At 50.5% G+C, this 21,463-nt stretch carries 21 protein-coding genes; 19 read left to right on the top strand and 2 right to left on the bottom strand.

What is annotated here, in order from left to right:
• Window positions 1-36: 36 nt before the first annotated feature.
• The 11 genes from ctaG to BBD41_RS11195 all read left to right on the top strand — a co-directional run bounded on the left by ctaG (window position 37) and on the right by BBD41_RS11195 (window position 10,383).
• Entirely contained in the window at window positions 37-945 is a 909-nt protein-coding gene (gene ctaG / locus BBD41_RS11255; protein WP_077569909.1) for a cytochrome c oxidase assembly factor CtaG, read from the top strand.
• A 28-nt stretch (window positions 946-973) separates the two neighbouring features.
• Window positions 974-1,438 carry a DUF420 domain-containing protein gene (locus BBD41_RS11250; RefSeq protein WP_099477642.1) on the top strand — a complete coding sequence of 155 codons (465 nt, stop codon included), beginning with the start codon at window positions 974-976 and terminating at the stop codon, window positions 1,436-1,438.
• 931 nt (window positions 1,439-2,369) lie between these two features.
• Window positions 2,370-3,086: a hypothetical protein gene (locus BBD41_RS11235; protein ID WP_189636192.1), complete on the top strand. Its 717-nt coding sequence runs from the start codon at window positions 2,370-2,372 to the stop codon at window positions 3,084-3,086.
• Window positions 3,087-3,156: 70 nt separating this feature from the next.
• Complete coding sequence (locus BBD41_RS11230; protein WP_007132527.1) at window positions 3,157-3,558, top strand: GntR family transcriptional regulator; 402 nt, start codon at window positions 3,157-3,159, stop codon at window positions 3,556-3,558.
• Between the two features lie 3 nt (window positions 3,559-3,561).
• Complete coding sequence (locus BBD41_RS11225) at window positions 3,562-4,464, top strand: ABC transporter ATP-binding protein (RefSeq protein WP_077569904.1); 903 nt, start codon at window positions 3,562-3,564, stop codon at window positions 4,462-4,464.
• Between the two features lie 17 nt (window positions 4,465-4,481).
• A complete protein-coding gene (locus tag BBD41_RS11220) occupies window positions 4,482-5,384 on the top strand; it encodes an ABC transporter ATP-binding protein (protein WP_077569903.1) in 903 nt (300 codons plus the stop codon).
• Entirely contained in the window at window positions 5,377-6,675 is a 1,299-nt protein-coding gene (locus tag BBD41_RS11215; protein ID WP_099477639.1) for an ABC transporter permease, read from the top strand. Before BBD41_RS11220 ends, BBD41_RS11215 begins: the two co-directional genes overlap by 8 nt.
• A gap of 98 nt (window positions 6,676-6,773) precedes the next feature.
• Window positions 6,774-7,991 carry a TraB/GumN family protein gene (locus BBD41_RS11210; protein WP_099477638.1) on the top strand — a complete coding sequence of 406 codons (1,218 nt, stop codon included), beginning with the start codon at window positions 6,774-6,776 and terminating at the stop codon, window positions 7,989-7,991.
• Window positions 7,992-8,318: 327 nt separating this feature from the next.
• Window positions 8,319-8,945, top strand: a complete 627-nt coding sequence (locus tag BBD41_RS11205) for a CGNR zinc finger domain-containing protein (RefSeq protein WP_077569900.1) — start codon at window positions 8,319-8,321, stop codon at window positions 8,943-8,945.
• Window positions 8,946-9,166: 221 nt separating this feature from the next.
• Window positions 9,167-9,985, top strand: a complete 819-nt coding sequence (locus BBD41_RS11200; RefSeq protein WP_099477637.1) for a pyridoxamine 5'-phosphate oxidase family protein — start codon at window positions 9,167-9,169, stop codon at window positions 9,983-9,985.
• 29 nt (window positions 9,986-10,014) lie between these two features.
• Entirely contained in the window at window positions 10,015-10,383 is a 369-nt protein-coding gene (locus tag BBD41_RS11195; protein ID WP_099477636.1) for a hypothetical protein, read from the top strand.
• Window positions 10,384-10,826: 443 nt separating this feature from the next.
• On the opposite strand, the gene BBD41_RS11190 is transcribed toward BBD41_RS11195, so the two are convergent.
• The gene (locus BBD41_RS11190) at window positions 10,827-11,696 is read right to left on the bottom strand and encodes an AraC family transcriptional regulator (RefSeq protein ID WP_099477635.1); all 870 of its coding nucleotides are present in this window, start codon (window positions 11,694-11,696) and stop codon (window positions 10,827-10,829) included.
• Window positions 11,697-11,852: 156 nt separating this feature from the next.
• Here BBD41_RS11190 and BBD41_RS11185 point away from each other — a divergent pair, with 156 nt between their 5' ends.
• Entirely contained in the window at window positions 11,853-13,013 is a 1,161-nt protein-coding gene (locus BBD41_RS11185; RefSeq protein ID WP_099477634.1) for a Gfo/Idh/MocA family protein, read from the top strand.
• A gap of 332 nt (window positions 13,014-13,345) precedes the next feature.
• Here the strand turns inward: BBD41_RS11185 and BBD41_RS11180 are convergent, their stop codons facing one another.
• Window positions 13,346-14,365: an aldo/keto reductase gene (locus tag BBD41_RS11180; protein ID WP_099477633.1), complete on the bottom strand. Its 1,020-nt coding sequence runs from the start codon at window positions 14,363-14,365 to the stop codon at window positions 13,346-13,348.
• Between the two features lie 136 nt (window positions 14,366-14,501).
• On the opposite strand from BBD41_RS11180, the gene sigZ reads away from it, so the two are divergent.
• The 7 genes from sigZ (at window position 14,502) to BBD41_RS11145 (ending at window position 21,423) form a co-directional block, all read left to right on the top strand.
• Complete coding sequence (gene sigZ, locus BBD41_RS11175) at window positions 14,502-15,224, top strand: RNA polymerase sigma factor SigZ (protein ID WP_237087058.1); 723 nt, start codon at window positions 14,502-14,504, stop codon at window positions 15,222-15,224.
• Between the two features lie 390 nt (window positions 15,225-15,614).
• Entirely contained in the window at window positions 15,615-16,280 is a 666-nt protein-coding gene (locus tag BBD41_RS11170) for a TetR/AcrR family transcriptional regulator (protein ID WP_077569894.1), read from the top strand.
• Window positions 16,281-16,397: 117 nt separating this feature from the next.
• Window positions 16,398-17,066 (top strand): pentapeptide repeat-containing protein, encoded by a 669-nt coding sequence (locus BBD41_RS11165; RefSeq protein ID WP_099477632.1) that lies wholly within the window; start codon window positions 16,398-16,400, stop codon window positions 17,064-17,066.
• Window positions 17,067-17,163: 97 nt separating this feature from the next.
• Window positions 17,164-18,393: a serine hydrolase domain-containing protein gene (locus BBD41_RS11160; protein ID WP_099480567.1), complete on the top strand. Its 1,230-nt coding sequence runs from the start codon at window positions 17,164-17,166 to the stop codon at window positions 18,391-18,393.
• Window positions 18,394-18,701: 308 nt separating this feature from the next.
• Complete coding sequence (locus BBD41_RS11155; RefSeq protein WP_237087099.1) at window positions 18,702-19,238, top strand: sigma-70 family RNA polymerase sigma factor; 537 nt, start codon at window positions 18,702-18,704, stop codon at window positions 19,236-19,238.
• The gene (locus tag BBD41_RS11150; RefSeq protein ID WP_099477630.1) at window positions 19,225-20,433 is read left to right on the top strand and encodes a DUF4179 domain-containing protein; all 1,209 of its coding nucleotides are present in this window, start codon (window positions 19,225-19,227) and stop codon (window positions 20,431-20,433) included. Before BBD41_RS11155 ends, BBD41_RS11150 begins: the two co-directional genes overlap by 14 nt.
• Before the next feature lie 42 nt (window positions 20,434-20,475).
• Window positions 20,476-21,423: a DUF5643 domain-containing protein gene (locus BBD41_RS11145; protein WP_099477629.1), complete on the top strand. Its 948-nt coding sequence runs from the start codon at window positions 20,476-20,478 to the stop codon at window positions 21,421-21,423.
• Window positions 21,424-21,463 lie beyond the last annotated feature (40 nt).

Below are 21,463 nucleotides of genomic sequence, written 5' to 3'. Positions count from 1 at the left end.
CGACTAGAATTTAACCCGTTAAGGGGAGGTTTTTGCATGCTGGGCTTAGAATATTTTAGTTTTGCGGATAAATGGAGTCCTTTGTTTCTGGCGTTCATGCTGCTTGTGACCGCTGCCTATTTCTTGTTCACGGGACCGCTGAGCAGCCGGTTTAAAGACCATGCTCCGGTGTCGGCCGGTCGGAAAACGTTATTCGTTGCAGGTATGTTCACGCTCTACCTTGCCCAGGGCGGACCGATCAGCTTGCTCGGCCATACGATGTTCTCATTTCATATGGTCAGCATGGCGATGTCTTACCTGATGGCTACACCGCTCTTGATATTGGGTATCCCGGTATGGATGTGGCGCGCCTTTGACAGAGTGAATCCGTTTAAAAAGCTCGGTTTCCTCACTCGTCCGGTTGTGGCTGCGGTTTTATTCAACGGCTTGTTCTCGTTCTACCACTTCCCGGTGATTCATGACTTTGTCATGCTCAATTTCTGGGTGCACCGTCTGTACTATCTGATCTTGTTCATTGCTTCACTTATTATGTGGTGGGCGATTCTGAATCCGATCCCTGAAAAGGACAAGACGACAGGGCTGGCGAAGATGGGATACATCTTCCTCAATATGGTGCTGCTTACCCCGGCTTGTGCGCTCATCATCTTCTCGAGCGAGCCGATGTATGCCACCTACAGCGATCCTGCCATTTGGGCGAAAGCGATGGGATACTGCGTATCTGGCGATACGTCTGTATTGCTGACTAAATTCGGAGGTCCCGAGTATTTCGGATATTTGGAGCCTGCGGTTGACCAGCGGGTCGGCGGAATCATCATGAAGTTCTTCCAGGAGATTATCTTCGCTTCCATGCTCGCGTACGTTTTCTTCCATTGGTACAAGCGTGAAAACAAGGAGGACGATCCCTTGCCTACCGAAGTTCCGCCGGGCAAGCTGAATCAGGCATAATGAGGATTATTTTTGAAGGGGGATCTACATGGATTTGTTCTTTCTCTTTCCCACGATTAGTACAACCTTTATCGTAATCAGCGCCGTGCTGGTTGCCATCGGTTGGGGACTGATTATCAAGGGAAAACGGGAGGCTCACAAAAAAACGATGATTTGGGCTGCCATTGCGGCTATCATCTTCTTTGTTATTTATTCTTCCCGAACGGTATTCATCGGGAACACCTCATGGGGCGGTCCGGATAGTCTGAAGCCGTATTATCAGACCTTCCTGATCTTCCATATCGTGCTGGCCACGGTGGCGGCCGTCTTCGGGATCACGACGCTGGTGCTCGGATTCAAAGAAAAGTATGCGAAGCACCGCAAATGGGGCCGAGTGACCTCGATCATCTGGTTTATTACAGCGATCACAGGCGTTGCGGTATACACGCTGCTCTACCTGATGTATCCGGGGGGACACACCCAGCCGGTGTGGAAAGTGATATTTGGCTTATAAATGGAGGAACACCCGTCAGAGCGATCTGGCGGGTGTTTTTACATTTATAGGGGCTGGATTGCAGGCAGCTGGGGCCGGGAAGTGCAGTCGCTCCGGTCGCTGTTGAAATCGGGAAACCTGGACGTAATGAGGCTAATGAAATTTCCCGATTTCAAAGGCGAACGCCAGGTCTCCTCCGCGCCTGAACTCCCCTTGGGCAGGGAAGCCTTGCTCCAGCCGGATTCAATGGAGAACACCGGCAAGGAATTCCTGACGGGTGTTTGGTGTAGGAGGGGGGCAGGCAGCTGGGCCGGGGAGTGCAGTCGCTCCGGTCGCTGTTGCAATCGGGAAACCTGAACGTTAATGAGGCTAATGAAGTTTCCCGATTTCAAAGGCGAACGCCAGGTCTCCTCCGCGCCTGAACTCCCCTTGAGCAGGGAAGCTTTGATCCAGCCGAATACAATGGAGAACACCCGCAAGGAGCTCCCTGCGGGTGTTTTGTTGCGGGAGGAAGCAGGCAGCTGGGGCCGGGGAGTGCAGTCGCTCCGGTCGCTGTTGCAATCGGGAAACCTGAACGTTAGTGAGGCTAATGAAGTTTCCCGATTTCAAAGGCGAACGCCAGGTCTCCTCCGCGCCTGAACTCCCCTTGAGCAGGGAAGCCTTGGTCCAGCCGAATACAATGGAGAACACCGGCAAGGAGCTCCCTGCGGGTGTTTTGTTGCGGGAGGAAGCAGGCAGCTGGGGCCGGGGAGTGCAGTCGCTCCGGTCCCCTCACATTATTTTACAAACGTTATTGACACTGTTCATATACACACTGTATACTGTGTATAAAGATATACACAGTGAGCACAGTAAACATTACATAATCACAGTATCGGTTCAGCCAAACCAATTCATAACGCGAAATATTAACAAGGTTAATGTGGGGAAAGGATGAGGCCAGTTGCAGCACATGCTTCATAACGCGATGAAAATCGTCAGGAAAGATTTTACCAGCGATAAGCTTCAAATACTATGGACCCTGATCTTTATGATATACATGGGATTTGCGACAAGCGTAGTCATGAACGAGCAATTCGAGCATTTGAATGAATATGTGAACCCGCTGGTAGATTTTCTGCTAGTCCTCTATGCGCCGCTGATGGGACTCACGTTTAATCGCAGGTCGTTCCGGTATATCAATGAGGATTCTTACACACAGATGCTGTACTATTACCGGAGCCTCCCGGTTCCGGCCTATGCGATCTTTATCAGCCGGATCATTAACGCGATCATCGCCTATGTGATTAACGGCATCGTATTTTTCGGAGTTGCCTACGCGATCGCCAATCATATGCGAGAGGCGGTGGATATCGCCAGCTACGTCGCATTTATCATAAGCTGGATCGGCATTGGATTTTTATTGACTGGATTTTATATTTATTGGGAGAACATGGGGAGCGGCAAAGCTTACCTTGGCAAAACCCTCATACTCATGATCGTCACGGTCGTTGCAGCGGGTACGCTCAGCTTGCTTGGATACAGCATGTTCAAATTCGTTATGGATTCGGCCATGAGATGGAAGCTGCTGTCCCCGGTTATGTGGGGATCACTGATCATTGGACTAGGCGGGATGCTGCTGATGAGCAGACTGACCTATATCCGGCAGCAAACCCGGGATTTATCGTAATCAATTGGATTTATAAGCAGAAGAAATAGGGGGACCCCATAAGGATATGGAAAAAGCGAGGTGGTAGAAGGTGCGAATTCCGATTCAGATTAACGAAAATAGCGCAGAGCCTTTATATCACCAAATTGAGACACAGCTGCGCTCGCTCATAATCAGCGGTCAGATCGAGGAGGGGACATTATTGCCGTCCATACGGGAATTTGCCGGAAATCTGAATTGTAGTGTGATCACGGTACGCAGGGTGTACCAGGATTTGGAGAGTGAGGGCCTTCTTCGCACCAGACAGGGTACGGGAACCTTCGTTGCCGGTGTCGGCGACCAGGCAAGGGAGCAATTTAAACGCGATGCCGTAATCGAAGCCTTGAACCTGGCCGTAGATCGAGGGCTTGCCGTCCAGATGAAACAAGAGGAGTTAATCGAGCTGTTCATGGAAGTTGTCCGCGAACGATATCAATCACGGGGAGGTCATTAACAAATGGAACCACATGTCATTGAGTTTCGTAACGTCTTGAAACGGCGTCGAACGAAAACCATCGGACCCATCCAGTTATCGATTCCTCAAGGGTATATCGTTGCGCTGGTGGGACCGAACGGATCGGGGAAAAGCACCTTGCTGAACATGATGGTCCAGACGGTGTTCCCGGATGAAGGGGAGGTCACCTGGTTCGGTGAATCGTATTCGAAGGAGCTGCCGATCGAGGTTCGAAAGCAGATGGCTTTTGTGCCTGAGCAGCTGAGCGTGGAAGAACAGCATATGACGGCAGATCAGGCGGCTACCTTTCGCGCATCCTGGTATGACAGCTGGGACGGGTACTTTTTTGACGAGCTGATGTCACGGTTCGATGTGCCTCGCGGCGTCAAGCTCCGCAAAATGTCGAAGGGCGAACGGCGAAAATTCGAGATTGCCGCTGCATTGGCCCCAAGGCCGAAGCTGCTGCTGCTGGATGAGCCGTCATCAGGACTTGACCCGTTTGCCTGGAAGCAGATGATTGACCAGCTGCACAAGCTGATGAAGTCCATCGACACGACGATTATCCTTTCCACTCATGTGGTGGATGAAATCCGCCGTCTTGCGGACTACGTGATTTTGATTCATCACGGCAAGCTGCTCGGCATGGTCGAGAAGGATTCGCTGCTCGATAATTGGAAGGAATGCTGGATTCAAGGCGATGCCTCCATCGTGCGTGAACTGCCGGGGATCATCAGCAGCAGGCAGGAGAATGCGACAACGATATCTTTTGTGACGACGGAATGCTTGGAAGTTGAGAATATTCTACGGTCAGCAGGAATGACCTTTATCCAGACCCGCTCGCTGGAGCTGGACGAAGTTCTTCGTTTATGGATCGATGGCCATCAACCTGCCGACATGCAGAAATAGGAGAGGGGAATAAAGAAATGCAACGATTACTATTGGATAATGTCGTTAAAATTTATGCGGACAAAACCGCGGTGAACCGGATTTCGCTACAAGTGGAGGAAGGCGAAATTTACGGACTCCTGGGCGCCAACGGTGCAGGGAAGACAACGACCATGCGGATGGTGCTCGGCCTGATCTACCCGGATGACGGGACGATTCTATACAACGGCAAGCCTTACAGTAAGGAACTTAGGCATATTATGGGTTATCTGCCGGAAGAGCGCGGATTGTATCCGAAGGTGAAGGTCAGCGAGCAGATTACGTATCTCGGGCAGCTTCGCGGCATGTCCGCCAAGGACGCCGACAAGAGCCTCAAATACTGGCTTGAGCGGTTCGAAGTACCGGAATATTACGATAAGAAGATTGAAGAGCTGTCGAAGGGGAACCAACAGAAAATGGGCTTTATCGCAGCTGTCATCCATAACCCGCAAATCTTGATTCTGGACGAGGCGTTCAGCGGGCTTGATCCGGTTAACGTAGAGCTGCTGAAATCCACCGTGAAAGAGCTTCGCGATCAAGGCACCAGCATTCTATTTTCAACCCACCGTATGGAGCATGTCGAGGAGCTGTGTAAAAACATTACGATCCTGCATCGATCCAACACGGTCGTGAAAGGCAATCTGAAGGAAATCAAGGCCAAGTACCCGCGCGAGGAAGTCATTCTTGGCACATCGGGCGAGGTTCAAGGGCTGGAGTCGGTACCGGGTGTCACGGCGGTGAACCGTACCGAGGACGGATATTCCATCCGAATCTCTGACGTAAGCGCCGCGCAGCAAATTTTGAATAAGGCAATATCGCAGAGCGTCGTGCATCGGTTTGAAGTGAAGGAGCCGACACTCAACCAAATCTTCATAAAGGCGGTAGGTGAATCCAATGAATAATATGTGGACGGTTATTCGATTTACATTCATGAATAAGGCAAGAACGAAATCGTTTCTAGTTTCGACCCTGATTTTTGCACTTATCATTACCATCGGTATCAATTTGCCGTTCCTGATCCAATGGTTTACCGGCGACAAGGACGACTCCGGCGAAGCGGTACGCATCGGCCTTGTTTACGGACAAGAGCAAACCCTTGCTGAACAATTGCAGACCGCATGGGGCAACCTGCCGACTACGTATGAACTGGTGAAATACGAGGCAAATGATGAGGCTGCGCTGAAGCAAGATATTAAAGACGGGGTAATCGAGGGGTACCTGACATTCGAAGCCCAAGAAGGCAGTACGTTCCCGACGGTTGTCTATAGCTCGGAGGATGAGGGCATCAACATGGAGCTTCAATCCAACCTGCAGGCGGCGCTTCAAGTTGCAAAGACCCGGACGATCGTTGCGGGACTGAATCTGACGGATGATCAGATCAATGCGCTGAATACGCCGGTTCAGATCGATACTCGCAGCATTGACGCTAACGAAGCCGGCAAGGTCGGCGGTGCTGCTGCCGAAGACGAAGCTTCCGAGGTTATGAACTACATCGTGGTTTATGCACTGGTTATCCTGTTCTTCTTCACGCTCATGGGGACCGGGAATATGATCGCTTCAGAGGTTACAACCGAGAAGAGCTCCCGTATTATGGAGATCCTCATTACCAGCGTGTCGCCGCTTAGCCAAATGTTTGGCAAAGTCATCGGAATGTTCCTGCTGGGATTGTCGCAAATCGCTGTGTTCGCTGTCGTGATTGCCGTGAACGTGATGCTGCCGCATAATATCGGCGCACTGCAGGATATGAACCTTGATGTCTCGGCCATTGATCCAATGCTGATCGTGTTCGGTCTGATCTTCTATATTTTCGGGTATTTCCTCTATGCGGTGCTGTATGCAGCAATCGGCTCCATCGTCAGCCGTACCGAGGATTTGGGCCAGGCCGTTATGCCGATCACGATGCTGTCGCTCGTCGCTTTCTACATCGCAATCTTTAGTCTAAGCACGCCGAACTCGATGCTGCTGAAGGTATCCAGCTACATTCCGTTCATCTCGCCGACAACGATCCTGATCCGAATCGGCCTTGGAGATATCCCGTTCTGGGAGATCCTGCTGTCGCTGGCGATTCTGTTCGTCGCAATCCTGATCTTTGGCTGGCTGGCCGCGAAAATCTACCGCACCGGCGTGCTGATGTACGGCAAGCGTCCGACCTTTAAAGAGCTTCGCAAAGCAATGAAGGCTTATAAGATGTAATGAAGCGAGACCAGACGACGTCGTCCATTCTTTTATAGCTTATTACTACTCTAGTATTAATGATCATAATCCCACTACTATACTAAGGAGAACCACACATGAAAAATTGGAAACGAATGCTCTTATCGCTTATCGTCTCAGCGGGAATTATCACTACAGCAGCTGCACCTGCAATGGCTGCTCCCAAGCAGCCGGCCGTTAAGGTGAATGATCAGACCGTAGCATATGCCGGAGGCACTCCGGTCATCGATCACGGAACAACGTATGTTCCGCTGAAAACGACGCTCCAGGCAATGGATGCGAAGCTTAAGAATGCCGCAGATGATACGATTCACGCGGTAGTGGACGGCAAGACGATAACGCTGAAAAGCAAGCTCAAGCGCATCAATGGCGTAACCTATGCCCCGATTCGGGTGGTCGGCGATGCGGCTGGATATGAGGTCCGTTGGGATGCCAAAACGCGCACGGTAGTGCTGGTTTCCAAAGCGACCGAAACCGCACAGACCGGCGGCCGTGGGTTTATGTGGGAAGTAGAAAGCAATGGCAACACGGTGTATCTGGTGGGCTCCATGCATATCGCGGATGACAGCTTCTACCCGCTGCGTCCGGAATTTGAGGAAGCTTTTGCCGAAGCGGACTATCTCGGTGTCGAGGTGGATGTCAGCAAGGCAGCCGACGAGGCTCAGCAGCAGCTGATCATGGATATGGGCATGTATAAGGATGGGACGACGCTCAAGGATCATGTATCCAGCGAGACGTACGCCAAGCTCGACAAAATCCTGACGGAGAGCGGCATGAAGCCGAATGCCTTGGATGCTTTCAAGCCTTGGGTCGTGGAATCCACGATCAGCAGCTTGAAAGCGGTGAAGGCTGGATACGAAGCCGCTCAAGGAATCGATCTGTATTTCGTCCAGAAAGCGATCGAACGCAAAATTCCGGTAATCGAGCTGGAATCCTATGAATTGCAGCTGAGCATGTTTAACGGCTTCTCCAAAGAGCTGCAGGAGAAAAATCTCAACCTTGTGTTGGACAATTTCGATGTACTGGATGACAGTGTTGAGCAATTGGGTAAAATGTGGAAGACGGGCAATGATGAGGCGCTGCTGGAGTTCACCAACAGCATGGCCGTTGATGAGGAATACAACAAAGCGATGCTGGTTGACCGAAACATCGGAATGGCCGAGAAAATCGACGGATATCTGAAAAACGGCAAAAACGAAGAGTACTTCATCGTGGTTGGCGCAGCCCACTATCTGGGTGAGCATGGGATCGTCAAGCTGCTGGAGGACAAAGGATACACTGTCGTTCGGAAGTAAGACCTGCATACGTTGAGGGCGAGACATCGGGTTTGGCAAGAATTTAGTAACTGAATGAACCATACTTTCGTAATAATTTGGATTATATTAGCCTAGTACGAGGGCGAACAAGAAGCCAAGAGCAGGGATATGCTCTTGGCTTCTTAGCAGTTCGCATGATGGAACCCACGAAAGAGGAAACAGGGTAGAAGCTGCACCGCTATCATATAAATTCTGTTTTTTTTGTTGAATATTTTCTTTAAATTTCTAATTTCAGGGACAAGGCTAGGATAAGCGAAACGGTGGAGGTATAATATAAGTAAATAAGTCTTATAAGGAGTGCGGGGGATGCCGAAAAAAATAGCACCTTCCTTTTATTTTATTGGGAACAACCTTGCATTGGATTTTATTAATACGAAGGTTGTAGCCGACCGAAAGCCCGTGGAGCTGCTTCGAGCGTCGGAAGACGTATGGAATTGGCTTCTTCTAACCGGATCCTTCACCGCTCAACAGGTTGATCCCGTGACCCAATGGAGAGAAGAGCCTACGTTAGTCAAGGAAGCCATCGAACTGCGCACAAGCCTGCATTCGATAGTCAGACAGAGGATGTTAAAGGCAGAAGTGTCAATGGAAGATCTTGAACGAATAAACTTGTTTCTTAAGAGTAAAGCCATAACCACTAGAATGTTCTCAAAGGAAGGGCAAATTGCTTCCGTGCGTCACATTGAACTTCAACAGCCGAGTGACCTGCTTTTTCCTGTCGCGGAAGCTGCGGTTGATTTGTTTACGAATTTCGATTTCGGACTGGTAAAAAAGTGCGGAAATCCAGATTGCGTATTGTATTTTTATGATAACAGCAAGAATAGTACGAGACGGTGGTGCAGTCAGAAGACATGCGGCAATCGAATGAAGGTAGCGGCCTTCATGGAACGACGAAAAAAAGAAGAAGCGGAAAAGTCAAAGAACCCTGGATGATGTTCCGGGTTTTTTTAATTCTAAATTTATTAATACTCTAAAAACATATTTACAGGTTAAAAACAGTAATATATAATACCTATAGATTCATTTAAACGGTTATAAAAAAAGGGGGGGTAACTATCGGTGGCGTTTATCATGCAGGAGAAATAGCGATTCAAGAGCTGGCCGGTGAACAGATTGTCGCGGAGAGGAACGGGGCAAGTATTAAGTCCGTCATAATGAAAGGTGCAACTAACTTTCTACGAACCCAATCGCTTATCATATGTTCCACGATCGATAATGATGGGAAGGCTTGGTGCTCGTTTCTGACTGGCGAACCTGGGTTTATCAATGTGATCTCCGAGAAAGAGTTGTCCGTGACCTCTCAACCCCCAACAAGTGATCCCATCTTTCGTCACTTACAAGATAAGCCCGATATCGGGCTTCTAGCGATCGACTTCTTCCGACGGATTCGCATGAGAATTAATGGAAAAGGCAGATTGGATGGGGAGAGGCTCTATGTAAACACCGAACAGGTATACGGAAATTGCCCTAAATATATACAGAAACGATCATTGCAACCAAGCGGCGGCTACTACCGAAAGGAACGAATATCGACCCAAGGTCATCATCTTAGTTCCAAACAACAAGAATGGATACGAAAGGCAGATACTTTCTTTATCGGAAGTGGCAATGAGGAAGGAAAAATGGACGCTTCCCATCGGGGAGGGCTTCCGGGATTTGTGGCAGTCGAGGATAACCGTACGCTGCTCTTCCCTGATTATTTCGGTAACTCCATGTATAACACACTTGGTAATATATACAGCAATCCGGCTACCGGGCTGTTGTTTATCGATTTTGACGGCGGACATTCGCTGCAGTTGAGCGGACGATCCGAAATTATCTGGGATAAAATGCAGATTTCCCGATTTCCGGGGGCGGAAAGGCTTGTCAGATACTATATTGAGGATGTGGTCTACATACAGAACGCCACGCCGATCATGTGGGAGTTTCTCGAATATTCCCCCACAAGCCCATCGTTTTCACAGGAAACTTAATCATAATATCTATCAGGAGGCTGATTTCAATGACAGTAGCTAGTAAATTTGTGATCATTATTCAAGCAAATCAACAGGATGTAGGGAAAGCGGTTCACGGTTTGCTGTACGGATACGAGCTTCACGAGGAAGGCTTTAAAGTGGAAATCCTCTTCGATGGAGCGGGGACAGCATGGCCTAATGAGCTTAGCAAGGCAGAGCATCCGTTCAACACATTGTATAAGCAAGTGATGAAGGCGGGCATCGTCAAGGGCGGCTGCCAAGCATGCTCGGGATTTTTCGATACAGCAGATGATATCCAGGATGCGGGCGTGCGGCTTGTCGGAAATGAAAACACGGGGGGACATATTCCATTCGCCCAATATATAAAAGACGGGTATTTTCCAATTGTGGTTTAATCAGAGAGTTCGATAGATCAATCAAATAAAAACGCATTGTTATGACAGTGCGTTTTTTCTTATTTGCTATGATCCTTGAGAAAAGTCACTTTCACTTATTTTTCGAATTAACGATTGAGATTTTTTCTAATATAAGCGAGTACATAAATTACAACATGTATCTGCCCGCCAGCCGTAATAAAAAAGGCTGCCTTCCAATCCATGATGTTGGGGCAGCCGGTCACTGTATATATTTATTCCGGTTTCACCTGGGCTGGCATTGGGACATTAGGCGCAGGGATCCTCGGAATATTCTTATATAATGAACCCGCATCGCCGGATTCGCATCACGGCCATGGTGGGTATCATCGCAACAAGCGTTGCGCTACGTTTGCCGCTAGATTGATGAGAATCCTTTTTGATTCCAACTAAAGAATTCCTCTCGTTTAATGGAACCTCATGATTTAAGTACTCGTCCATTTCTTTCGATATTGATGCGGCGTGATTCCCATTTGCGATTTGAACAATTTGCAAAAATATGAGCTATTCGTTAAACCGATCTCCTCCGCAATGAGCGAGATCGGTTTTTTCGTAGTCGCTAACAGCTGGATGGATTGATGAATCCTTCGGGCTGCAATGTATTCCGTGATACTGATCCCTGTCGCTTCTTTGAAGAGATGTGACAAATGGTAGGGAGACAGATGCAACGACTTGGCCATATCGTCCAATCGGAAAGGAACCTTATAGTTCGTTTCGATCCAGTTCAAAATGTGCTCCACCCGATGATTTTTACGGCGGGCTGGGTACGTTGTGCCTCGTTCTTTCCGCTTATCCCATATCTGTTTCAGGGAGCGAAACAGTGCGACAAGAAACAGCGAAATTTCTTCATATTTTTCCGTGCCGGTCAGTGTCGGGAATCGATCGTGCATGCTCTTGTATGCACTGTCCAGGTAAGGGGCATCGACTTCATAGAGACAAGGGAAGGGGAGATTGCCTAAGTATATAAAATTGTAAAATTCGTGGAGTGCGGGCCATTGTTTAAAATAGGATTCGTACACCGTCGGTTCGAAGATCGCAATCGATCGTTCGAAACACTGGTGATCGTCATATTCAAGCTTAAGGTGATGGAGCTGGCAAGGCTGAAAAATACAAAGCATGCCCGGCTTAATCTCATAGCTGATGTTATTTACGATCATGGTTCCTTTTCCTTGATGAATGAACAATACTTCAACGCCAAGGTGGGAATGGAAGGTCTCCTTATGCGCGTAGTTTTCGCTTTTACGTTTATACGCGAAGTACAAGGGAGAAATACTGTAATTCCCTGCAAACGACAAGTTGTTCGCCTCCTTCTTCCTCGTCTACGTGCTTGCATTGAATATACCATACAATCCGCAACGCAGCGTTATTTTTCCCCCATAACAAAATACATTTGCCAGGCTGAACCGGATACAATCATGAAATAAAAAGCAAAGTTGGGAGGCAAAAAACGTATGTTAAAGGTTGCAATTATAGGTACGGGGGCAATTTCACCAAGTCATATCGAAGCATATCTGCAGTTCGAGGAACGCTGTAAAATTGTTGCCTTATGCGATCTTTACCCCGAGAAGGCGGAAGCGAGGCGGGAACAGTACGGACTAGATGCCAAAATCGTACAAGATTATAAGGAACTGCTCCAAGACGGAATCGATCTCGTGTCCATCTGTATGCCTCCGTATGTTCATGCGCAGGTTACGGTCGATTTCTTGAACGCAGGAAGCCATGTCCTTGTAGAGAAGCCTATGGCAGCGTCGCTTAAGGAATGTGACGATATGATCGAAGCGGCACAGAATAGCGGTAAGCTGTTGTCCGTTATCGCCCAGAATCGATTCAGAAACCCGATTATGAAGCTGAAGCGCGTATTGGACAGCGGCGTGGCTGGCAGGATTTTGCATGCCCAAGTGGATTCTTTCTGGTGGCGGGGCCATTGTTATTACGACTTATGGTGGCGCGGCACTTGGGAGAAGGAGGGGGGAGGCCCCACGCTGAATCATGCCGTTCATCATATTGACGGGTTGCTGTGGATGCTTGGACGTCCAATCCAAGTACAAGCTTATATGAGCAACGTTGCTCATGACAACGCCGAGGTGGAGGATTTGTCCATAGCAATGATGAAATATCCGAATGGAGCCTTGGGGCAGCTTACCAGCTCGGTCGTCCACCACGGGGAAGAGCAGCAGTACGTTTTCCAGGGGCAGTTTGCCCGGATTTCCGCCCCTTGGCGGGTAACGGCCTCCACTTCCTTGCCGAACGGATTCCCGGAGCGCGATCTGGAACTGGAAGCGGAAATTCAGAAATACTATGACGAATTGCCGGATTTGCCGTACGAAGGCCATACCGGTCAGATCGACAATGTGCTGAGCGCGATCGAGCATGGAACGCCGGTGCTCATCGACGGAGAAAGCGGGCGCAGCACATTGGAGTTGATCATGAGCATCTATAAATCCGCAAGCACGGGTGAGAACGTGCAGCTCCCGCTGAGTACGGAGGATCCTTTCTATACACATAAGGGTGCTCAACAGAAAGTCCCCTATTTCCATCAAAAGGGCAAAAGCGTAGAAAATTTTACGGACGTGAAGATCACGACAGGAAGCAGTTACGGTGAAAAAAAATGATGATTGTGGGGCTTATGATTATGCAGAAAGCGACGGAATGAGCTACGCTCCAAAGGGGAAGCCCACTCCGGTGGTGAAGCCGGGTAATTTATCATCACCGCTATGCGCTCGATCACGGACAATCGAAGCAAAACTATTGATCTGATGCTGAGCGACCAAGGACACGATGACGAACCGCTCGAGCTGGAGATTCCGGTTGAAGGCTGGAGTCACTCGTGACTCTGGCTCATCGAATAGAAAGTAAACAAAGGGAACAGGCGGAAATCACTCCGCCTGTTTTTTTTGAATATGACCCAATAAGGGGAAATATCTGAATTCGACCGATCCAAGCTTCAAGGATGCTTGCGGATAATCGAATCATCCTCTTCCATGAACGGCCATGCCGGGTATTCGACCGGGAGCCTGCTCACCTCGTCGAGCCGGGCAAGCTCATCTTCTGTCAGCACGATGCCGCTGGCCTCCAAGTTGTCCTGCAGCTGATCCGGTCGCTTGGCGCCGACGATTACGCTGGTCACCGCAGGCTGGTTCAGCACCCAGGCGAGGGCGATGCGGGCCACCGTGGACCCGCGCTCCTTCGCGATGTCCTCCAGCACATCGATGATCCGGTAAGATTTGTCTACATCCACTGGCGGAAAAGCAAACTTGGTGTGCCGGTCATCCGCTTTTCCTGCGTTGCTCCGGGTGTATTTTCCCGATAGAAATCCGCCGGCCAGCGGGCTCCATACGAGTAGACCCATGTTCTGGTCCTTCAGGACGGGAATGATCTCTCTTTCAATTTCGCGACCGGCCAGCGAATAATACGACTGACTGCTTTTAAAGGCGTGCAAACCGAGTTCTCTGGAAATGCCCCGCGCTTTCATCAGCTCCCAGCCGGTCATATTGGAGGAGCCGATGTAGCGGACCTTGCCGCTGCGGACCAGGTCGTCCAGCGCGCGCAGCGTTTCCTCCCAATCGGTCAGCTGATCCGGATTGTGGATCTGGTACAGGTCGATATAATCCGTTCCGAGCCGTTTCAGGCTTTCTTCCACCTGACGCATGATATGCAGCCTTGACAATCCCAGATCGTTGGGACCGCTACCGGTTCGTCCCCGCACCTTCGTGGCGATAATAACGTCTTGCCGCTTCGTCCCAAGCGCTTTACCGAGAATTTCCTCCGAACGGCCGCCGGCGTAAATGTTGGACGTATCGAAGAAGTTGACGCCCGCTTCTAGCGCCTGCCCGACGAGTCTTGCAGCTTCCTGATCTCCCAGGCCGCCGAAGACTTCCCACTGGCCGCCGCCGCCAAACGACATCGCACCCAGTCCGATTTCTGACACCAGTACCCCTGTATTTCCAAGCAAATTGTATTTCATCTTTTATCCCTCCGAATTTTGTTTTATATTGATGGAGACGGAGAAGCTCAATCAAAGACGCAAAAACACGAAAATTTTTTTGAAAAAAAATTTTTCGAATAAACCCTGGAAGAATCAGAAGAAAGGAGACGATAGCGTGCAGGAAGAAAGACGGATCAAAAACTTGCCGGAACGGAAAACGAGAAGCGAAGCCGAACATTCCATACAGCCAACCGACTTGGCGGAAAGTATGGATAAGGCAGGATGGGGTCAAGCGGGAATTACGCCGGAAATGCTGTGGGATCAATACTATGAGTCGATTGCCGGTTTTGTCTTACGAAGGACGAATCGCCATCCCGATGCGGAAGATATCGTGCAGACGGTATTCATGAAGGCTTACCGGCATCTGCCGGAGCTGCAGGATCCGAGCCGTCTTCGAGCCTGGTTGTACCAGATTGCCCGGAATGCCGTGGCGGATCATTTCCGCAAGGAGAAGCGGCTGGATGAGCTGCCGGAGCAGATTCCAAGTGTAATGGAAGAGGAAGCCGATGATAACTTGCAGGAGGCGATATCCGGGATGAAAGGCGTCATGCCCTACCTGCCGGATAAGTATCGGGAGGCGGTTGAGCTCTCCGACCTGAAGGGGATGTCCCAGAAGGAGCTGAGCGAGCGGCTCGGCATCTCTTATTCGGGTGCCAAATCCCGGGTACAGCGGGGGCGGGAAATGGTGCGGGATTTGATGAACAGCTGCTGTACGATCCGAACAGACGGGTACGGCAACATTATCGATTACCGCGTGAACCTGGCGAAGCCGATCGTCTATGGTCGGGTCACCAAGAAGCCTTTGCGGCGAAGGTCGGCATCCTCAATGGAACGATGAGGAATAAGGGGAGTCGCCATCGAGCCCTCAATAACAGGGTAAGGCAATGACGATCGGTCATCGAAAAAGATGAATGCAAGCAAAAGAACAAGCGGGTAATGGATCCGCTTGTTCTTTTTTACCAAACTAGGAGAAACAGGGCCGGGATTGAGTCCGCGCCGGAAGCGACCTGAGGAATATCCGGTCCGATATGATTTGCTCAGCGCGATGGAATATAATGGATCCGAGAAGGATTGGATGATGTGATCAGCAGCATGGGCATGATAACTTGTTCATAGAAATAGCCCAAACAAATTTTTTTTAAAAAATAACGAATTCAGGAGTTGACACCAAAAGATTCATCGGATATATTTGTTACATACCAACCGAATGTATGAAAGGAGAGGGCAAGTGGCACGAAATAAATATCCCGAAGAAACAATCAACCAAATTCTAACCGTGGCGCTTAATCTGTTCATGCAAAAAGGATATGAGCAAACCTCCATTCAGGATATCATCAATGAACTGGGCGGGCTGACAAAAGGAGCGATTTATCATCACTTCAAGTCGAAGGAAGAGATCTGGCAGGCCGTCATCGATCATGCGTTCAAAGGCGTTGACGAGATGCTGTCCGGTATCCGGGATGATAAAGAGCTGAACGGACTGGAGAAGCTCCGCAAGATTTCCCAAGCCTCTCTCGACAATGCTGCCCGCAACGAACTGGCATCGGTGGGGCCGAACCTCTTGCGCAATCCGAAGCTGCTGGCGGCCCAGATCGAGAACATCCTCGACAAAGCCGTACCCGTCTATATCCAGCCCATTATCGAACAGGGAATGCGAGACGGCTCGATCCGAACCGAGTATCCAAGGGAGCTTAGCGAAGTCCTGGTGATTCTCACCAACATTTGGTTAAACCCGGAGGTCATTGAGGCTTCGCCCGAGATGATGCTGCATAAGGTAAGATTTTTCGATGAAATATTGAAGGGCCTGGGGCTTGATCTGTTCGATGAGCAAATGTATCAACGGTACGAAGAATTGTTCCGAGTGTCAGCGAGAGAAGTCAGCAAAGAAAACTAAACTGCCGAGAGGCAGCTTATTTTTACACCTATACATACCATCGGTTGGTATGAATAGGGTGATCCAGATTGAAAGTGATCGTTAAAAAACTAATTTATAAGGGAGATGTGAATATTTATGACTCAAATCAAAACCTCTAACTCGCAGGAACGGCAAGTAGTGACAAACTTTAACGCAAGCAATCTGGCGAAAAGCGACTTTGCAGGCGTTACGGCCCATAATGGACAGTTTAAAAGCAGCTCGCTCTCCGGTTCCGACTTTTCGGGCGCTGATTTGACCGGCAGTTCGTTTAAGAGCAGCGACGTACACGATGCCCATTTTGACGGCACGAATCTGACGGACTGCAACCTGTCCACCCTCGACCTGGCCCATGCAAGCTTCAATAAAACGGTCCTTGTGCGCACCGACTTCAGCAAGTCGAGGTTGGCCGGAGCAAAGTTCCTGAACGCCAAGCTGACCGACATCAATCTGACGATGACCGATCTTAGAAACACCGTCTTTGAAAATTGTATGTTCGACGGGGTAGACTTCACAAATAGCGATCTGACAGGGCTGGTGCTTGACGGCCAAACCTTCATCGGCGTCAAGTTTGACAAAGCAGGGTTGAACGGCGTTTCGTTCAAGGGCGCGGTAATCAAGAATTCGTCTTTCCAAGGATCTTTGTTGTCCAAGAAGTATTACCGTGCCATCAAAACCATCTGCTTTGACGGCGCCACGATGGATAAGCTGACCTATGCGGCGCTTAAAGGCCTGGAGGCCGATTTGTCCAAGGTTACGGTTATTTAAGACAAGGAAAACGCAAAGACGAGTGAAAGTGTGGTTTGAATTAATGGGATTTACAAAAAAACATTAAAGTGAGGGATATCTAATGAATAAGATTGCAATGGGACATAGCAACAAAGGATTCACTGAAAAAGGGCTGCGCAGAATGCGCGACGTGCTGGCAAGACATGTGGATTCCGGGAAGATACCAGGGCTTGTCGCCCTCGTCAGCCGGAACGGGGAGACGCACGTTGAAGCGATCGGCGCGATGCGCCATGATGGCGGCGCGCCGATGCGCCGGGACACGATCTTCCGGATGGCGTCCACCTCCAAGATGGTCGGGGCCGCGGCGGTGATGATCCTGCTCGACGATTGCAAGCTGCATCTGGATGACCCGGTAGATAAGTGGCTGCCCGAGCTCGCTAACCGGCAGGTGCTGAAACGGCCTGACGGCCCGCTGGACGAAACCGTGCCGGCACGGCGGCCGATCACCGTACGGGACCTGTTGACCTCTACGTTCGGACTCGGAATGGATATGACGCTGATGGGCTCCCCGATCATGAACGCGATCTTTGAAGCGGGGATATACGACACACCTGGTCTGGAGATGCCGGAGCCGGATGAATGGATGCGCCGCCTGGGCACACTCCCGCTATGCTACCAGCCCGGAGAACGGTGGCAGTACCACATGAGCAACGAAGTGCTCGGCGTACTCGTGGCCAGGGTTACCGGTCAGACATTCGAGACGTTCCTGCGCGAACGCATCTTTGATCCGCTGGGGATGAAGGATACCGGCTTCTACGTGCCTGAAAGCAAGATTGACCGGCTTCCGCCCGCCTACGTCCCCGATCCGCAGACCGGCGAGTTCATCGTGTGGGATGAGGCCGCAGGCGGGCGCTATAGTAAGCCTCCAGTATTCCAAGCAGGCGGCGGCGGACTGCTCTCAACTGTCGACGACTATGACGCATTTTTACGGATGCTGCTGAACCAAGGGATGCACGGGAACGAACGGATTCTTTCCCGGCCCGCCGTCGAGCTGATGACCACGAACCGCCTCACGCCCGAGCAGCAAGCATTCCGGGACGACTTGGCCAAAAACAACGTCCATTTGTCGCATGGCCAAGGACAGCACGGCGGCTGGGGCTTCGGGATGGCGGTACGCACCTACCGCGGCGACTATGCTTCCATCGGTCAGTTCGGCTGGGATGGCGGAAGCGGCACCACGGCGTACGCTGATCCGGCCAAACAGCTCACCGGAATCCTGCTCACCCAGGTCGGGATGTCGACCCCGGATTCGGCACATCTTATCCACGACTTCTGGACCATGGTCTATCAGGCAATCGAAGACTAACACCGAGCCCCCGGGCTGGTCAGTCCGCCGATAACTCACGGTGCCAACCGATAACGGCTTTTTGGAGAAAGTAGCTCTCTAACCTTGATTCTATACGAATGAATTCATATGTTTAGGACCTTTTTGACAGCACCTGTGTTAAAATTGAGGCAGCAGAATATGGTTGGATCGCAAGAAGATCGCCCTCCCTGATCTTGGAGTCAGGAGCCCGGCGATCTTTTTTTGCTCGAAATATAACCTTTCGCAAGACAAGCCCATCTAATCTTATAGAGGGCCCTCAAAAGGAGATGAATAAAATCGTGCAGAGCATGGAATCGGAGGTCAAGCGGGCACAGCGGGGAGATCGGGAAGCGTTTATTCGACTCCTCCGCCAGCTGGAACCCGAGCTGTACTGCTTGGCAAAGACCATTGTAAGACGCGATGAAGATTGTGCGGACGTCTTTCAGGAAACGACCCTGAAGGCATATAAAGCTTTGTCGACATTGCAGCAGCCGAAATATTTTAAAACCTGGGTGATCCGGATTTTGATCAATGAGTGCAACCAGCTGCTTCGCAGCCGGGAACGGACGGTTGCCATGGCGGAGGTTCCGGAAACGGCAAGCTCCGCGGATTATTACGGGGACAGCCACAAGCTGGACCTTCGTGAAGCCGTCGATCACCTGGATGAATCATTGCGAATCGTCATTCATTTGTTTTATTTTCAGGATTTACCCATTAAGCAGATCTCAAGCATACTGGAGATTTCGGAGGGGGCTGTCCGGGCACGCCTGCACCGGGCGCGAGGGATTCTAGCGGAACGGGTAAAGCAATCACGGGAAGGGAGGCTGGCGTATGAAGCCTTTTGACTTAGACCAGGAACTCCGGAAGACAGGAAAAGAAAAGCTGGCGGCCGGGGTGCCGGATATGATTCGGCAGCGTCAGGATGAAGTTTATGCATCGCTGGCCGACCTGCCGATGCAGACCAGAACCGGCCGGAAGCAGCGCCCGGGCAGGATCCGTACCTTCGCCATTGGCGCAGCGGCCGCAGCCTTTATCGGGGTGATGAGCAGCGCTTATGTATCGCCGATTATGGCGGAATCGCTCAAAAAGATCCCGCTGATCGGGAGCATCTTTCAGATGGTTAACGACCTGGGGCTGCAAACGGCGGAAGAACGCGGGCTGGTTACTCCGCTGAGCGTCAGCGCCGAGCAGGAAGGCATAACGCTCAGCATACCGGAGGTCGTCTATGACGGAACCCGTCTGTCGATGGCCGTTAAACGGGAGGGTGAAGGCTTGGAGGGCGGTATCCTGGAGCATACGGCCATTCAGGAAGGCAATAGGTCGAAAGACATTTATCCGAGAGGCGCGATTACCCGGGTCGAAATGCAAATCGACGGCACCTCGATTGATGACTATGACCTTGGAGCAAGACCAGGGCTATCGGGCAAGCCGACTTCGGACCCGAACGGCGCATTATTTGAATTGCTGAACATGTCCTTGGACGAGACCGGGATCCGTATGCCTGATGAGTTTCAATTGACGGTGAACATCACGCTGGAAGGGATTGCGAAGCCGTTCGTGATGGAAATTCCTGTCCGTAAAAGCACGGATCAGATCATCCTGCCTCTCAAAGAAACCAGGGAGTGGAACGGCATTCAATTAACGCTCGAGCAGCTTAAATTCACGCCAATCACGACCGGCATTCTGATGAACATTGAGCAGACGAATCCGGACAAAGCGCTCAGCGATGAGACCCTGCTATTCGAGGTGTGGGATGAGAAGGGCAGCGTTCTGGAAACGGTGGGCGGATTGGGGATATATTCGGAGGACAACCACCGGCAGGAACGGGAGGAGCTGCTGTTTGACCGCTTTGCGGAGGCTCCCCGAACGATCACCCTCAAAGTGTTTAAGCCCGAGCTTGTGGATCCTTCCCAAAAGAGCGGATCATTTAAAACCGACGAAAACGGGGACGTATTAAAGACGTACTTGGACGAGCTTGAAATCACGATTCCGGTCGATCAGGCCGGCTTGAAGCAGCTATATGAGGATACTCGGAAATAAAGATGATCCGGACGATAACAAACTTAATCAGGAGGAATCAATATGAAAAAGGTATATAAAGTGATGAGTTCCGTGGCTTTGGCCGGGATGATTATAAGCGGTGCGGCATGGGGGACGGCGCAGGCAGCCACCCAACCTTCCGCGAAAGCACAGTCTGCGGTATCCGAACGTGTAACCCAAGAGGGGGTAACCCTGAGCGTTGCCAAAGCGTTGTATGACGGGAACCATGTCCGTATTGAGCTTAAGCGCAGCGGGAAAGGATTTGACGGGAAGCTTGTCGGAGGGGAAATTGACGAGAAGACAGGCGATTACATGCGCGACAAGGGATCGATCAGCAATATCAAGATGGCCATCAACGGCAAATCGATTAACGAGTATGGCGGCGGCGACCACGCAAAAAGACCAACCCTCGTATGGGGACCAAAAGGAAATGATACGGCCGTCATCTACTTGACGGATGCCTCCCAGCTCGGAGGCAATCTCGAAGCATTCCCGGATAAGTTCCAGCTTACCGCCGAGGTTGATCTGGAAGGCTACAAAAAGCCGTTTAAGCTGAAGATTCCTGTCCAAAAAACAGCCGAGAAGCCGGTTGTTGTAAAGCCTAACGTGACCAAAACATCAGGCAACGTAACCCTCAAGCTGAACAAGGCTGCGCTCACGTCGACCTCGTCTAGATTGCAATTGATTATGGAGGGGTACAAGCAGCATCCGGAAGCAAATCAGGACATTCTCTTTGATTTTGTGGATGATCAAGGCCATATCATTGAACGTATCTCCGGATCCGGCACAGACGAAAACAACGCGAAAGGGGATATGTACTACGATTTCGTGTTAGAGGCTGTCGGAAAATCCGCCAAGTCCATTACGGTGAAGCCGTTTAAACCGGTAGTGATAGATGACGGCTCCGGTCGATTCAAGGTGGACGCGAACGGCGAGATTGTCAAACAGTATATCCAAGAGCTTGAAATGACCGTTTCCGTAAAGAAGTAAACGCCTTTGCAGGATCGCCGGGGACAAACCCGTTTATGAG

Origin of the sequence: Paenibacillus ihbetae (genome assembly GCF_002741055.1) — a bacterium.
Taxonomy (GTDB): domain Bacteria; phylum Bacillota; class Bacilli; order Paenibacillales; family Paenibacillaceae; genus Paenibacillus_AQ; species Paenibacillus_AQ ihbetae.
The sequence above is the reverse complement of the archived record's forward strand: the minus strand, read 5'-3'. Positions and strand labels throughout refer to the sequence as shown.